This window comes from Mycobacterium sp. IDR2000157661, from assembly GCF_022317005.1.
Taxonomy (GTDB): Bacteria; Actinomycetota; Actinomycetes; order Mycobacteriales; family Mycobacteriaceae; genus Mycobacterium.
Genome location: NZ_CP081006.1, coordinates 3,254,407 through 3,268,009, shown reverse-complemented (window position 1 = coordinate 3,268,009; position 13,603 = coordinate 3,254,407). Strand labels below are relative to the sequence as shown.

The following is a 13,603-nucleotide window of genomic DNA, read 5'->3' as shown; positions in this document are numbered from 1 at the left end:
GACGTCGGAGTCGTCGGCGGGCGCCGAGGCGAAGCCGAACGACAGACCCGGCTACGCCGTCTGCGCGGACAGCTTGCGGTACTCCAGCACCGTGTCGATCACGCCGTATTCCTTGGCCTCCTCGGCGGTCAGGATCTTGTCGCGATCGGTGTCCTTGCGGATCTGCTCGGCGGTCTTGCCGGTGTGATGCGCCAGCGTCGTCTCCATCAGCGTGCGCATCCGCTCGATCTCCTTGGCCTGGATCTCCAGATCGGAGAACTGGCCCTGGATGACGCCGGCCAGTGCGGGCTGGTGGATGAGCACGCGGGCATTGGGCAGCGCCAGGCGCTTACCGGGCGTGCCGGCGGCCAGCAGAACCGCCGCGGCCGACGCGGCCTGTCCCAGGCACACCGTCTGGATGTCGGCGCGCACGTACTGCATGGTGTCGTAGATCGCCATCAACGAGGTGAACGAGCCGCCCGGGGAGTTGATGTACATGGTGATGTCGCGGTCCGGATCCAACGATTCGAGTACCAGCAGCTGGGCCATGATGTCGTTGGCCGACGCGTCGTCGACCTGCACGCCGAGGAAGATGATGCGTTCCTCGAAGAGCTTGTTGTACGGGTTGGACTCCTTGACGCCGAAGCTGGAGTGCTCGATGAACGACGGCAGGATGTAGCGCGCCTGGGGCTGGAGTCGGGGGTCAGCCTGGGGGTGCAAGTGGTCGGTCATGAGTCGAGTCCCGCTCCTGGTCCTGAGCCGTTGATGCTGGCGCTGGTGATGATGTGGTCGACGAAGCCGTATTCCAAGGCTTCCTGGGCGGTGAACCAGCGGTCGCGATCGGAGTCGGCTTCGATCCGCTCGATGGGCTGTCCGGTGAACTCCGCGTTCAACCGGAACATCTCCTTCTTGATGACCGCGAACTGCTCGGCCTGGATGGCGATGTCGGCGGCGCCGCCGGTAATGCCGCCCAGCGGTTGGTGCATGAGGATCCGCGCATGGGGCAGGGCGTAGCGCTTGCCCTTGGTGCCCGCGGCGAGCAGGAACTCGCCCATCGACGCGGCCATGCCCATCGCGTAGGTGGCGACGTCGCACGGCGCGAGCACCATGGTGTCGTACACCGCCATGCCGGCGCTGATCGAACCGCCGGGCGAGTTGATGTAAAGGTGGATGTCCTTCGTCGGGTCTTCGGCGGACAGCAGCAGAATCTGGGCACAGAGCTTGTTGGCGATGTCATCGTCGACCTGCGACCCCAGAAAGATGATCCGCTCGGCCAGCAAGCGTTCATAGACCGAGTCGACGAGGTTGAGGCCCTGTGAGGCACCACGCATGTGGGTCACGACTGCATACCTGCTTTCTTCCGAATCTCCGGTGTCACCGACACTAACCAACCCGCGACGACGAGCAGTCCCCAGACCGGCCGCGTTCGCTCACAGCGTCACGTGGCCTCGTCACTTGGCATCGGCCGATTCCTCAGCTGCCGCGGTCTCGGCTGTTTCGTCTGCCTCCGGGCCCTCGTCCGCCTCCGAGCCCTCATCCGCCTCCGAGCCTTCCGCGGCCTGCTCGCCGGGGCGGGCGAAGAACTCGGTGGTGTCGATCACGTTGCCCTCGGTGTCGGTGACGGTGGCGCCGTCGACCACCACGGCCACTGCCAGCCCACGGCGCACGTCGGCGAACAGGGCCGGCAGCTGGTTGTTCTGCTGCAGGGCCTGCAGCAACTGCTGGGGCTCCATGCCGTACTGCTGCGACATCAGCACCAGCCGCTCGGTCAGGTCGTGCTGACCGACCTGGACGTCGAGCTTGTCGGCCACCGCGTCCACCAGCAGCTGGGTCTTGATCGCCTTCTCGGCGTTGGTGCGGTTATCGGCGTCGAACTGCTCGCGGCTGCTGCCCTCGGCCGCCAGCGCCTCGGCGAAGCGGGCCTCGTCGTGGTCCATGCCGTGGATGGCGTTGTGCAGGGTGTCGTCGATCTGGGCCTGCACCACCTTCTCCGGCAGCGGCACCTCGACCTGCTCGAGCAGCGTCTCGAGCGCCTTGTCGCGGATCTGCTCGGCCTGCTGCACGCGCTTGACGCGGCGAACCTGCTCGACCAGTGAGTTCCTCAGTTCTTCCATGGTGTCGAATTCGCTTGCCAGCTGAGCGAATTCATCGTCGGGCTCGGGCAGCTCACGCTCCTTGACCGACTTGACCGTGACAGTGACCTGGGCGTCTTGGCCGGCATGGTCACCGGCGGCCAGCTTGGTGGTGAAGACGCGGGTCTCGCCTTCCTTGAGCCCGACGATCGCGTCGTCGAGACCCTCGACCAGCTGACCGGAGCCCACCTCGTGCGACAAGCCCTCGGTCGAGGCCTCGGGCAGCTCCTTGCCGTCCACGGTGGCCGCCAGGTCGATGGAGACGAAGTCACCGTTCCGCGCGGCGCGGTCGACGCCCTTGAGGGTGCCGAAGCGCGCGCGCAGCGACTGCAACTCGGCGTCGACCTCGTCGTCGCTGATCTCGATCGGGTCGACGATGATCTTCAGCGCGCCCAGATCGGGAAGCTCGATCTCGGGCCGGATGTCGACCTCCGCAGTGAACGTGAGGTCCTCGCCGTATTCCTTCTTCGTGATCTCGATGTCGGGCTGGCCGAGTGGGCTGACCTCGGAGCTGGTCACCGCCTCGCTGTAGCGGCCGGGCAGCGCCTCGCTGACGACCTGGTCGAGCATCGCCTCGCGGCCGACGCGCGCCTCGAGCAGCTTGCGCGGCGCCTTGCCGGGCCGGAAGCCGGGCAGGCGCACCTGCTTGGCGAGCTGCTTGAAGGCGCGGTCGAATTCGGGTTCGAGCTCAGTGAAGGGCACCTCCACGTTGATGCGAACCCGCGTCGGGCTCAACTTTTCGACGGTGCTCTTCACGTTGTCGCTCCTCATAGTGCTGGGTGTTCGCGTGGCAGTCGGGGTGACAGGATTTGAACCTGCGGCCTTCCGCTCCCAAAGCGGATGCGCTACCAAGCTGCGCTACACCCCGTTCCCGTGGCGGCCGTCGGCGAAAAACGCATGACGACCACGCGAGATACTACGGGTCGAGCACGCGAAGCCTTCAATTGGATTTGGTTAGGGTGCCGCCGGTACCATCTGCTCTTGCTGTACACGCGGGCGTAGCTCAATGGTAGAGCCCTAGTCTTCCAAACTAGCTACGCGGGTTCGATTCCCGTCGCCCGCTCCACCGAATGCCCTGCTAGGGGCGTTATGGCAGGTTGGCGGGCCTGTCGAGTGTCTGGTTGTTCCGGCACTGCTCCCGAGTACGGGCCGCATTGCTACCTCGCAAAGGCACAACCTTGTTTGCTGTTGTGCAGGTCGTGGCGCGAAAGCCGGAGCGCCGGAAACAGCGGGGCGGTCGGGTCGTCGGTGTGCGGGTGCTCGGCGAGTAAGTCGCGCAGCAGGCCGGTCGTCTGCGGCGTCAGGGCACCGTGCGTCTCGATCCCGAATATGACGGCAATACCCAGCTCAACTTCGACGCTGAATTCGGGTTCGGGCCAGCGCGGTCGAGTGCGTCCTTCACGCCAGTGAGTTTGAGGCCTCGCTCTCGGCGCTGACGGCGACGCCGAGCAAGGCAAAGCCGCGGTACGCATCGAGCGTCCGACGCGCCCACAAAGCAACTACGGTCACGACCGGAAAATGCCTGAGATCGGGCGCTCAGTCCGATGGGGATGACAGCGTTCGCAATTCGCAACAGGTGGGTGGTTGATGAGCACCGAATCACACGGACAGCCGATCGCCCTACCCCCGGCGCTGTCGTATCTTCAAGATGAGATTCTCAGTGGGTCGCCAGCCGAAAGTTCGAGGGCTGGTCCCTTCGGTTTGCCAAGCGTTGCCCGTCGGTGCTGACCTCTCACTGGTGCTGCCAAAATTCTTCGTCTGGTTGATCAAGGATCTACAACAATTCATCGAACCTGTTGGCGGCCAGGAAAAGATGTCAGAAGGAGTGCGGGGAGCGCTGAGACATGTGCGAATTCAGCTAGAACAATCACGAGAGTTGCACGAACGGCAAGTTGCCGGCGTCGTCGTTTCTGAAGGCGAATTTCGTGAGGCAACGCACGATGCGGGTATAGCAAACCGGGTTGCCGCGGAAGCCGGGGAGGGAGCGGCGGCAACGAACGCAGCGGGGGTACCGGAGGCAACTCGTGCGGCGCATGCAGCGGAAACGGCGCGCGCAACAGCTGCGGCGGCAATAGAGCCAGCACGCATACCGTATGCAGTGCGAGGAGCCGCATGCGCAGGAGGGGCAGAGTACTTCGACCGAATGGCAAGCAAGCTCACCGAGCTGTTAGAAGCGGCAGGCACCTGACGCTGCAAGAGAGTCCCCACTCCTGGCATGCCGTAGGCGATACCTCGCTCATCAGCTGTCAGTTCCGTCGGGTCCCCGAGTACATGGAGTCGAGCACGTCCTGGTGCTGCTCCTCAACCACCGAACGCTTCACCTTCATGGACGGCGTCAGTTCGCCGTGCTCGACGGACAGATCGTGGTCGAGGAGCTCCCACTTCTTGATGGTCTCCCATCGGTTCAGTTCGGCGTTGAGCTTGTCGATGTACTCGCCGACCATGTCGCGCACCTCGTCCGACTTCACCAGCTCGCTGTACGACTTACCGCCCATACCATGCTCATCGGCCCAATCCGACAACGCATCAGGGTCCAGCGTGATCAGTGCCACGCAGTAGTTGCGTGATTCGCCGAAGACCAGCAGATGGCTGGCGTAGGGACACAGCGCCATGAACTTGCCTTCGATGGCGGGCGGCGCGACGTACTTGCCACCTGAGGTCTTGAACAGATCCTTCAGTCGACCGGTGATGGTCAGAAAACCGTCGTCATCCAGTTCACCCTTGTCGCCGGTGCGCAACCAGCCGTCGTCGATCAGCGTCTCCGCTGTCTTGTCGGGCAGGTTGTGGTAGCCCTCCATGACGCACGGGCCCTTGATCTGCACTTCGCCGTCGTCGCTGATCCGCACGACGGTGCCGTCGAAGACCAGGCCGACCGTACCGAGCTTGTAGTTGTCGAGGCGGTTTATGAACGCGCCGGCCGCATTCTCGGTGAGCCCGTAGCCCTCCAGAATCAGCAGGCCGGCGGCATGGAACCACTCGCCGATCTCGCGGTTCAGCGGCGCCGATCCGGAGATCATGAACCGGATGCGTCCGCCGAACACGTCGCGCACCTTGCTGAACACCAGGCGGTCGAACAGTCCGTGGGCGACCTTGAGATGCGGCGGCACCGACTTTCCGGCCAGCCGGCGCCGGTCCACCTCGCGGCCCACAGCGAAAGCGGTGTTGAACAACTTCTCCTTGACGCCGTGTTGGGACGTCACGACCTTGCCGTGCGCCTTCTCGAAGATGCGCGGCGCGGCTCCCATGAACGTCGGCTTCACCTCGGCCAGATTCGGCACGATCTTGTCCACCCGGCCGTCGATGGCGCTGGCGAAGCCACACGCCAGCTGAGCCGCGATCAACACCTTGCCGAACGCGTGCGCCAGCGGCAGCCACAGCAGCTGAAGGTCGTCCTCGCCCAGAATGTTCAGATTGGCGATCGTGGTGCCCTCATAAACCCAGGCCCGGTGCGTCAGCCGCACGCCCTTCGGTTTGCCGGTCGTCCCCGACGTGTAGATCAGCGTCGCCAGATCCTCAGACGAAATGGCTTCCGCCGTCGACCTCACGCTGCCGGGATGTTCGGCGAGGTACTTGCGGCCCTCCTCAGCCAGGTCGTCGAGCGTGATGATCCAGTCGCCGTCGCCGTCGCCGGTGCCGTCGAACAGCACGACCTTCTCAAGGTTGGGCAGCTCGTCGCGGCGCTCCCGCAACTTCTCCACTTGTGAGTCGTCCTCGGCGAAAACGATCCGGGAGTCCGAATCGCTCAGGATGTGGGCGGTGTCGGCCGAGTTCGACGTGGGATACACCGTGGTGGTGGCCGCACCGGCGCACATGATCGCGAGGTCGGCGACGATCCACTCGTATCTCGTACCCGAGGCGATGCCGACGCGCTGCTCACGCTTGATGCCCAACGCCAGGAGCCCGGCCGCCAAGGCCTCGACCTCGTCGGCGGCCTCCTGCCAGGTCACCGACGCCCACTCATCCCCCGCCAGCTTCCGGAATGCTTCCTTTTCGGCGGATGCCTGTACCCGGTCGTAGAACATGGTGGCGACGTTCGCCTGGGTCGTGCCGGCCGCCTTCTGCTTGGTATCGGTTGGCATGTCGCCTCCGTACTCGATTTTTCCTGGCGTTTTCTGGCGGGCGCTCAGTTGCGCGATGCCGTTGATCCTGCTGGCTGGGTACCCAGGGCGGCGGCGTCTGATGCGATGACCAGTCCCCTTGCTTTCCATCCGCGCGCCCGCGTGCTACGCCGGTGAAAACCTGCTCGAAAGCCTTTGACCCATCGACTTCGACGGCTTGCTTGGTGCCGATGTCGTTGCGGTCAAGAGTGCTGTTGGCGGCAGCAAAGGCCGACGTTAGGTGGACGTCAAACGCGAAGTGCCCCAACCGACCCGCTGGGCGCGAGAGCCGTCGCCTCAAGCCGCCGCTTGGCGGCGGCAGGGCTGGCCTCGCTCGTCTGAGTGTCAGGCGACGCGTCGCTGCGCTCGGCGTTTGGTGTCGACGTGCAGTCGAGTGCGAACGACTACAGCGTCGCCGAGCATGCCGGTCGCCGTCGTCGCGACGTCATCGGCGGCGTGAACCGCCGAAGCCAGTGTCTCAGCGGAGAACGCGGTTGCCTTCAGCTGGATACTCGGCGCGCCGCGGTCGACGATCGCCGAGCCTTTCGCCGAGCGTATTGCCGGATGGCTGTTCAGCTGGTCGGCGGCGGCGCTCGCCAGCGACCCGAGGTCGACGGTCAGCCTGCCCGTCCGGTCGCTTCCGGGCAGCGTCAGCGGCCCAGCGTGTTCGGCGAGTCCCCGGCTGAGCAGCCAGCGCATCCCCAGTGGCACCAACACCACGCCGGCGGCGGCCGTGGCCCATGGCCACCAGTCCGATGCGGCTGCGGTTGCCAGACCCGGAGCGGTCAAGACGGTGGCATTGTCGAAGTGGACGACGGCCCACGCGAGTAATCCGACGCCGATCGCGAGCAAGAGAAGACCCAATACAAAGGCGCCGAGGCGGTCGACACCGGTCACGAAGCGTCTCATCGGCGTCCTCCGGTGTTCACACGGACTTTGACTCTGGGGGGCTTGGCGAGTGGCGCGAGCGCGTCAGTGACGGCGCTGCTCACCGCCGTACGCTGCTCGGCGGGATCGGCGCCAGTTGTGCGGGCGCGGACGGTGATCTGACGGCGACGCGCGCGAGCATTGGCGTCCACGACGCCGGGGACCGAGCGCGCCGCGATCGCGGCCACCCGCGCGGCGTCGGAGAGTTCGAGATAGACGCTGGAGCGTGCGGACAACGCCACCGCGCGCTTACGGCGTGGCTTGAGCGCCAGCACCACGCATAACACGCCCAGCAGAGCGGTGATGATTCCGACCGGCACCATCCAGCTCTGGAAAGTCTGCCCGTCGATCCAGTCGACCGCCATCCGAGTCCACAGCCGGCCGTCTATCCAGCCGGCCGCGACGATGCCGTCGCGGATGCCGACTACGCCGAGGGCGATCAGGCCTATCGCGCACAGCGCTCCGAGATAGGACGCGCCCGCCGGCGCGACGGGGACGGGGGCGGGCGCAGGTAGCGTCGTCGACCGGTCGTGATCGCCGCCTTGCCCGAGGTCGGTGTTGGTCATTGCACTACCCGGGCGGGCGTAGTCTCGATTTCCGAGACCACCTTCGACACGGTGACATCGACGCCGTCGACCTTCAGTCCGGCCAACCGGTGCAGGGCATCGGCGACGTTGTCCCGCACCGCCGCCCCGACTTCTGTGAGCGGGCACGGCCAAGGCACCGCGACGTCAACGGCCGCGCGCACCCTGTCCGCCGCGATCATTACCGTCACCTTGGGCAGCTCGCGTCCGATCAGTTTGATCATCGTTGCGTCCTGCTGCTGCACGCCCGCGGTGTCGCGCGCGGCGCGAACGGCGATGCGTTGAGCAACCCTGTCTTTGACGACGAGAGATCCACGGTCGCCGGGATCAGCGCCTGATGGCTCAGCCACGGTCGCGACCCCGCAGCAGCGCCATCACATCGAATTCGCCGTCGCGCTGCCCGCCGATGAGGTAGCCGATCACGCCGAGCACGAGCGCAATCAAGAAGCCGGTGAAACCGCCTGCGGCGGCTGCCAATCCGAGTAGCAAGCCAGCGATCAGTCCAACTGTGCTAGTGGTCACTTTGTGTCCTTCCAAGAGAGCTGGTGGCCTCGTATCGAATTGTCACCGCGGCTGTTCGCGGACCACGTCTTCGACGGTGACGTCGATGACGGTGGCCTCGGGCAGTTGCGCGGCGACGGCGGAACGCACCACAGCGGCGGTGTCGCGCGCGGAGACGCCGAACACCACGCAGATGTGGACCTGTACCGCGCCGTCGTCGATGCGAATGCCGGGCACACGCCGTCCGGGCAGGTACGTGCCGACTTCACCGAACATGCCCGGGTGCAGGTCTGCCACGCCGGGCACCGCACGCACCGCCGCCGCAATGCGGTCGGCCGGCTCGTTCGGCGCCGAGGTGCTGGCCGTCATTACTGCACTCGGGCGGGGGCGGCGTCCCGGTCGTCGTCACGCTCGTCCTCGAGATGCACATCGTGGACGGTGATGTTGACCTCCGTGACTTCGAGCCCCGTCATCCGCTCGAGAGCCGCTATCACGTTGCGGCGTATCCCGCTAGCGAGGTCAGTAATGGCCACCCCGTACTCGGCGATGATGTCGATGTCGACGGCGGTCTGCCGTTCGCCGACCTCCACCGAAACCCCTTGCCCCTGGTTGACGCTGGCGCCCGGGATGCGTTCGCGCAGTTGCCCGACCATGCGGGCGGCTCCACCACCGCCGAGTTCGTGGACGCCATTGACTTCACGCGCGGCGATGCCGGCGATTTTGGAGACGACGGTGTCGGCGATCGTGGTCGTGCCTTGCGGACTGCTCAATGTGTTTTCGCTCGACGGCACCGCGCCTGCGGTCTCCGATTGCGCACTGGTCATTGTTATCCCCGCTCCTTTGCGTTCGAGATGTGAAGTCTGGTTTGACGCTCGCTGGCTGGCGAAACAAATGCCCAGATGATGTGATGTGGATCACAATCAATCGTAGTGCAATAGCGGTGGACAGTGTCAGCCGAATCGATGCCCCGACACCTCTGCTTATCTCTGCTGCCGGCGGCGCTCAGGACCAAACGCATCCTTAGTTCTTTTCACCAGCGTCTTTCGGATGCGAGCCGCGCTGATCACGTCCGCCTTGCCTTTCAAGCGCGGCGTCTCCCATGGCTCGTGAGCAGAAGATCAACGCCGGGGACGACCTCCCCGACGCGAAAGCGCACCTCGCATCGCGCCGCCCAATCGGCGACATCGGCCTCATCTTCGGCGGCGAGTAGCGTCGATGTCGCCGCACTGTTGCGGCAACGAGCCCGGTAGGAGGGACCATGGCCGACCTCAGAGAGCTAGCCGACCACGCCGCCGAAGAACTGCTCAGAGGAATAGGGGAACACGCGAGAAAGGCCGGCGACACCGAATTACTTCGACTCGCCCAGGCGTATTCACTGGTCGTTTCGACCGAGGTGGGTGCAAGACTGGCGGACGGGGGCGCGACCGCCGCGACAGAGTTCGAGTCGGGGTCCGGAGCATCCATATCGCCCCTCGCACCAGCACCGAGGTAGTACCCGGTTGGGGTATCCCAAGGGGATCGCATCGGCGGGCTGCCCCTTTTCACTGTCCTGACGACGTGCCCACGTCAGGGTGCCGTCGTCTTCGAGGCGGGTGCGCGTCATCGGCTGGTTCTCGCGCTCGGTGACGATCAGCCGTCCGCCGCAATCAAGGTACGCCTCATCGGTGTACAGATCGCCGGTGATGTGTTCAGTCCGGCTCCGGCGACTCGGCCGCTGCCCGCTTTTCGCTGTCGCGGCTCTCGATGAAGAACGAACCGAGCAGACCCGCCAGTGCGCCGAACACCACGACGGAGAACACCGCCAGGACGACGTCCATCGCAAGTGCGAAACCGTCGGCCTTCTGCAGCGGTTCACCCGTGATGGCACCCAGGGCCGCCGCGTGCAGGGCGTCGGCGTATCGCGGATAGTCGCTGAACTCGAACAACAACTGGCTACTGCCCAGCACGGTGATCGCGACGACGGAGCCCAGGCCGGCCAGCCTGCTGCCGAGCACCGCCTGCGCCGACCGGCTTCCGCGCACCGCACCCGACAGCACCCGCCCCGACCGCGTCAGCCGTGCGATCCGCAGCAGGCGCAGCAGCCGCAGGAACGGCAGCACCAGAAAAATGATCTGCCACCAATTGCGCCGCAGGAACGCGCCGGTGTCGGGGGTGACCACCAGTCGCGCGACGAACTCGACGGCGAACACCGCCCACAGCATCCAGCTCAGCACCGCCATGGCCACCGACAGCGGCCCCGGCCGCGCCAGTTGCTCGCCGAGCACCAGCAGCACGAACACGATGCCCAGCACGCCCATGATCGGAGACAACCGGTCCAGGATCTCGTCGGCCCAGCGCTCGCGCACCGAGCGTGGCTCTTCGAGCAACCTGCTGCCGCGCGCCATGCTCTATCGGTACCCGCGCACGGCATCGGCCAACGTGGTCGAGCTCGACGACACGGCCGCCGCGGCGGGATCCGGTTCAGCGCGACCGATGGCCAGCCTCGATTCGCACGTTAATTGACACCAACGGTGGAATAGTGATTCGGGTGGCGGGGGATGGGGCTGCGTCGTCGTTGAGTCGTCTGCGGCTGAGCACATCGGAACTTGTGCTCGTCGTCGGCTCGCTGCTTGCCGTGCTGCTCGTCGACTGGCTGTCGCTGGCGACTCGTCCCACCGCCTACCTGCAGAGTGCGTGGTGGCCGGCCGCCGGGATTGCGCTCGGGCTGGGTATTCGATTCCCCAGGCGCTACCTGTGGGTGTTGGCGCCCGCTGTCGCCGTCACGACCCTGCCCGCCCAGCTCTGGGCCGACCGGCCGCTGGCGTTGGCGATCGCGTTGTCGGTTGCCGTCGGCATCGAGATGGTGATCGGCACGGTCATCCTTCGCGGCCGGGCCGACGAACTACCGGGCTTGGTGACGCTCGAGGACCTCGGACGGTTCCTGGTGGCCGCGTTTGCCTCAGCGGTCGCGTTCGATGTGTTGGCCACCGTCGCGGAGCTGGCGGTCAGCGGTTCCGCCGAGGCGTGGACGCGGCTGGTGTCTGCCGCACCGAAACACGCGGCCGGCATGCTCCTGGTCACCCCGTTGTTCATGGCGCTGCGCAAACGAACGCCGTTGGCCGGCCGGTTCGAGACGCTGCTGCAGGTGACGATAACGCTTGCGGTCACCGCGTTCGTCTTCCTGATCAACGACATCCTTCCCGTGTCGTTCTTGCTGTTCGTGCCTCTCGTCTGGGCGGCGACCCGCCTGACGACTCGACACCTGCTGATCCAACTCCTCGTGGTGTCCGCGATCGGCTCATACGGCAGTGCTCGTGGCACGGGCATTTTCGCGTTCGACCGACTCGGGCCCGAGGCGGGCAGCGTCATCCTGCAGGTTTTCGAGCTGACCATGGTCACCGTCCTGGTCTCGCTGTCGCTGATGGTGGGCCTGGAACGGGACACCGCCGAGCAGCTCAACATCAGCGAGGAACTGTTCCGCACGAACTTCGACTCCTCGGTCGCCGGGCAGTTGATGGTCCGGCACAACGGCACCGCTTGGCAGATTCAGATGTGCAACGCCTCGGCCGCGCAGATCCTGCCGAGCCTGCGCGACGGCGTCACCACACTCGACGAGCTGCTGGGCAGCTCGGCCGCCGATGTTCTGACCGCGACGACGGACGGGCTGGCAGCCGCCAACACCCGGCTGATGCTGACCACCGGTGGTGGTCGCACTCTCGACGTCAGCGTCGCCGCCGTCGCCGACCGCGACGGGCACCCGGTCTATGCACTGCACTTCCAGGACGTCACCGAGGCGCTGCGGGTTCGGCGGCTGGAGCAGGCCGACCTGGACCGCGCCGGCGAGGTGCAGCGAGCCCTGCTGCCCGGACGGCTGCCCTCCACGCCCGGCTGGAACATCGGGGCGGTCTCGGCGCCGGCGAAACAGGTCGGCGGAGACTTCTACGACATCCGGCTGAGTTTGCCGCATGCGGTGATCAGCCTCGGCGACGTCATGGGTAAGGGCATGGGCGCCGGCATGCTGGCCGCTGCGACCCGCGCGGCGTTACGGTCCAACGCGCCGGAGACCAGCCCGTCCACTGCCGTCGCTCACGCGGCCGGCGTCATCGACAGCGATCTGCACCGGTCGAGCGCGTTCGTCACCCTCACCTATGTGCTCGTGAACCTGGTGTCCGGCGAGTTTCGGTTCGCCGACGCCGGACACGGGCTCCATTTCATCCTGCGTGGCAACGGCGGCGTGGAACGGTTCGCGTCCGAAGACCTGCCGATGGGATTGGAGTCCACGTGGCACGAACGGCGCGGAACGCTGCATCCGGGAGACGGGATCCTGCTCGTGAGTGACGGCTTGATGGACCTCTGGGGCGGGTCGGTCGATGACCTCGAGCGCGCGATTGTCGAGTGCTTGCGCAGCCCCGATTGCCGTGGGGCGCAGACCGTTATCGAGGCGCTCTGCGCCGGTGCCGACACGTCGCTGGATCGCGACGACGTGACCGCGGTGGCGCTGCGGCGAGACTCCGACGAAATAATCTGACCGCGGCGGCGTGGCCGTTCGCGTAGGCGGAGTCCGGCCCTGCTCACCCCCGCGTACAGGCGTTTTCGGTCGGTACGCTGGACGTCATGGAAGCCGTGCTGCTCGTGCTGGTTGTGCTGGTCGTCGTCGTTCTCGGCGTCCTCGTGTACGCGGCGATGAAGGCCTCGGACCGACGCAAGGCCGCGTCGCTGGAGGACGCGAAGGCCGACGCGCGTCGCGTCATCGAACGCCTCGGCGGACAGGTGTTCAACCTGACCGGCACCGACGACGCGTCCAAGCAGGCGCTGGCCGACGCCTCAGAGCGCTACACCGCCGCCGGATCGCAGATCGAGCAGGCCGGCACCGCCAAGCAGGCGCTGCTGGCGAAGGAAAGCGCACTCGAGGGGCTGTACTACGTGCGCGCCGCGCGTCTCGCGATGGGCATCGACCCCGGCCCTGAGTTGGAGACGCTGGCCGGCCAACGGGCGGCGGGCGTGGTGACCGAGGAGCGCCGCGTCGACTTCGAGGGCCGCGAGATCGAGGCGTCGCCTATCCCGTCGGAGCGCACCCCGAACTACTACCCAGGCGGCCGCGTCGCCGGCAGGCCCGTCCCGGCAGGGTGGTACTCCGAGCCGTGGTGGAGGCCGGCGCTGGTCGCCGGCGCCTGGGGAATGGGTTCGGTGCTGCTGTTCAACTCGTTGTTCGCGGGCATGCACGGCACCGGTTACGAGCAGGGTTTCGCCCAGGGTTCCGACCAGGGCTTCGATCAGGGCGGTGACGTCGGTGCTGACGGCGGCGGCTGGGACGGGGGCGGCGACTTCGGGGGCGCGTTCGGCGGCGGCGACTTCGGCGGATTCTGATCCGACAGCACGCCGAAACTGAACTCCTGCAGGCGCA

Annotated in this window: 15 protein-coding genes and 2 tRNA genes; 5 read left to right on the top strand and 12 right to left on the bottom strand. The window is 66.2% G+C overall.

Annotated elements, in window-relative coordinates; translation table 11 throughout:
- Positions 1 to 51: 51 nt before the first annotated feature.
- The 4 genes from K3G64_RS17110 to K3G64_RS17095 all read right to left on the bottom strand — a co-directional run bounded on the left by K3G64_RS17110 (position 52) and on the right by K3G64_RS17095 (position 2,979).
- On the bottom strand, positions 52 to 711 hold the full coding sequence (locus tag K3G64_RS17110; RefSeq protein WP_370646969.1) for an ATP-dependent Clp protease proteolytic subunit: 660 nt from the start codon (positions 709 to 711) through the stop codon (positions 52 to 54).
- Positions 708 to 1,310, bottom strand: coding sequence for an ATP-dependent Clp protease proteolytic subunit (locus tag K3G64_RS17105; protein WP_238950757.1), 603 nt, complete (start codon positions 1,308 to 1,310; stop codon positions 708 to 710). Before K3G64_RS17105 ends, K3G64_RS17110 begins: the two co-directional genes overlap by 4 nt.
- Positions 1,311 to 1,430: 120 nt before the next feature.
- Positions 1,431 to 2,867 carry a trigger factor gene (tig, locus tag K3G64_RS17100; protein ID WP_238886006.1) on the bottom strand — a complete coding sequence of 479 codons (1,437 nt, stop codon included), beginning with the start codon at positions 2,865 to 2,867 and terminating at the stop codon, positions 1,431 to 1,433.
- Between the two features lie 38 nt (positions 2,868 to 2,905).
- A tRNA-Pro gene (locus tag K3G64_RS17095) sits at positions 2,906 to 2,979 on the bottom strand.
- A gap of 124 nt (positions 2,980 to 3,103) precedes the next feature.
- Here K3G64_RS17095 and K3G64_RS17090 point away from each other — a divergent pair.
- A tRNA-Gly gene (locus K3G64_RS17090) sits at positions 3,104 to 3,177 on the top strand.
- Between the two features lie 594 nt (positions 3,178 to 3,771).
- The gene (locus K3G64_RS17085; protein WP_238886005.1) at positions 3,772 to 4,299 is read left to right on the top strand and encodes a hypothetical protein; all 528 of its coding nucleotides are present in this window, start codon (positions 3,772 to 3,774) and stop codon (positions 4,297 to 4,299) included.
- A 58-nt stretch (positions 4,300 to 4,357) separates the two neighbouring features.
- On the opposite strand, the gene K3G64_RS17080 is transcribed toward K3G64_RS17085, so the two are convergent.
- From K3G64_RS17080 to K3G64_RS17050, 7 genes are all read right to left on the bottom strand, one after another.
- Positions 4,358 to 6,190, bottom strand: coding sequence for an AMP-dependent synthetase/ligase (locus tag K3G64_RS17080; RefSeq protein WP_238886004.1), 1,833 nt, complete (start codon positions 6,188 to 6,190; stop codon positions 4,358 to 4,360).
- A gap of 363 nt (positions 6,191 to 6,553) precedes the next feature.
- Positions 6,554 to 7,105 (bottom strand): alkaline shock response membrane anchor protein AmaP, encoded by a 552-nt coding sequence (locus tag K3G64_RS17075; RefSeq protein ID WP_238886003.1) that lies wholly within the window; start codon positions 7,103 to 7,105, stop codon positions 6,554 to 6,556.
- Between the two features lie 8 nt (positions 7,106 to 7,113).
- Positions 7,114 to 7,701, bottom strand: a complete 588-nt coding sequence (locus K3G64_RS17070) for a DUF6286 domain-containing protein (protein WP_238886001.1) — start codon at positions 7,699 to 7,701, stop codon at positions 7,114 to 7,116.
- A complete protein-coding gene (locus tag K3G64_RS17065; protein WP_238885999.1) occupies positions 7,698 to 8,069 on the bottom strand; it encodes an Asp23/Gls24 family envelope stress response protein in 372 nt (123 codons plus the stop codon). The genes K3G64_RS17070 and K3G64_RS17065 overlap by 4 nt, the downstream gene beginning before the upstream one ends.
- Positions 8,062 to 8,241, bottom strand: coding sequence for a hypothetical protein (locus K3G64_RS17060; RefSeq protein WP_238885998.1), 180 nt, complete (start codon positions 8,239 to 8,241; stop codon positions 8,062 to 8,064). Before K3G64_RS17060 ends, K3G64_RS17065 begins: the two co-directional genes overlap by 8 nt.
- 42 nt (positions 8,242 to 8,283) lie before the next feature.
- Positions 8,284 to 8,589, bottom strand: coding sequence for a hypothetical protein (locus K3G64_RS17055; protein WP_238885996.1), 306 nt, complete (start codon positions 8,587 to 8,589; stop codon positions 8,284 to 8,286).
- On the bottom strand, positions 8,589 to 9,044 hold the full coding sequence (locus K3G64_RS17050; protein ID WP_238885994.1) for an Asp23/Gls24 family envelope stress response protein: 456 nt from the start codon (positions 9,042 to 9,044) through the stop codon (positions 8,589 to 8,591). The genes K3G64_RS17055 and K3G64_RS17050 overlap by 1 nt, the downstream gene beginning before the upstream one ends.
- A gap of 434 nt (positions 9,045 to 9,478) precedes the next feature.
- Here K3G64_RS17050 and K3G64_RS17045 point away from each other — a divergent pair, with 434 nt between their 5' ends.
- Complete coding sequence (locus K3G64_RS17045) at positions 9,479 to 9,712, top strand: hypothetical protein (protein ID WP_238885993.1); 234 nt, start codon at positions 9,479 to 9,481, stop codon at positions 9,710 to 9,712.
- A 196-nt stretch (positions 9,713 to 9,908) separates the two neighbouring features.
- Here the strand turns inward: K3G64_RS17045 and K3G64_RS17040 are convergent, their stop codons facing one another.
- Entirely contained in the window at positions 9,909 to 10,604 is a 696-nt protein-coding gene (locus K3G64_RS17040; RefSeq protein WP_238885991.1) for a hypothetical protein, read from the bottom strand.
- A 143-nt stretch (positions 10,605 to 10,747) separates the two neighbouring features.
- Between K3G64_RS17040 and K3G64_RS17035 the strand changes: the two genes are divergently transcribed.
- Both K3G64_RS17035 and K3G64_RS17030 read left to right on the top strand, forming a co-directional pair.
- Positions 10,748 to 12,727, top strand: a complete 1,980-nt coding sequence (locus K3G64_RS17035; protein WP_238885989.1) for a SpoIIE family protein phosphatase — start codon at positions 10,748 to 10,750, stop codon at positions 12,725 to 12,727.
- A gap of 86 nt (positions 12,728 to 12,813) precedes the next feature.
- On the top strand, positions 12,814 to 13,566 hold the full coding sequence (locus tag K3G64_RS17030) for a DUF1542 domain-containing protein (protein WP_238885987.1): 753 nt from the start codon (positions 12,814 to 12,816) through the stop codon (positions 13,564 to 13,566).
- Positions 13,567 to 13,603: the final 37 nt, after the last annotated feature.

Bases quoted from the DNA above. Each gene is read 5' to 3' on its own strand.
- K3G64_RS17045 (WP_238885993.1), top strand. From the start codon at position 9,479: ATGGCCGACCTCAGAGAGCTAGCCGACCACGCCGCCGAAGAACTGCTC.
- K3G64_RS17030 (WP_238885987.1), top strand. From the start codon at position 12,814: ATGGAAGCCGTGCTGCTCGTGCTGGTTGTGCTGGTCGTCGTCGTTCTC.
- K3G64_RS17055 (WP_238885996.1), bottom strand. From the start codon at position 8,589: ATGACGGCCAGCACCTCGGCGCCGAACGAGCCGGCCGACCGCATTGCG.
- K3G64_RS17070 (WP_238886001.1), bottom strand. From the start codon at position 7,701: ATGACCAACACCGACCTCGGGCAAGGCGGCGATCACGACCGGTCGACG.
- K3G64_RS17050 (WP_238885994.1), bottom strand. From the start codon at position 9,044: ATGACCAGTGCGCAATCGGAGACCGCAGGCGCGGTGCCGTCGAGCGAA.
- K3G64_RS17110 (WP_370646969.1), bottom strand. From the start codon at position 711: ATGACCGACCACTTGCACCCCCAGGCTGACCCCCGACTCCAGCCCCAG.
- K3G64_RS17080 (WP_238886004.1), bottom strand. From the start codon at position 6,190: ATGCCAACCGATACCAAGCAGAAGGCGGCCGGCACGACCCAGGCGAAC.
- K3G64_RS17040 (WP_238885991.1), bottom strand. From the start codon at position 10,604: ATGGCGCGCGGCAGCAGGTTGCTCGAAGAGCCACGCTCGGTGCGCGAG.
- K3G64_RS17105 (WP_238950757.1), bottom strand. From the start codon at position 1,310: ATGCGTGGTGCCTCACAGGGCCTCAACCTCGTCGACTCGGTCTATGAA.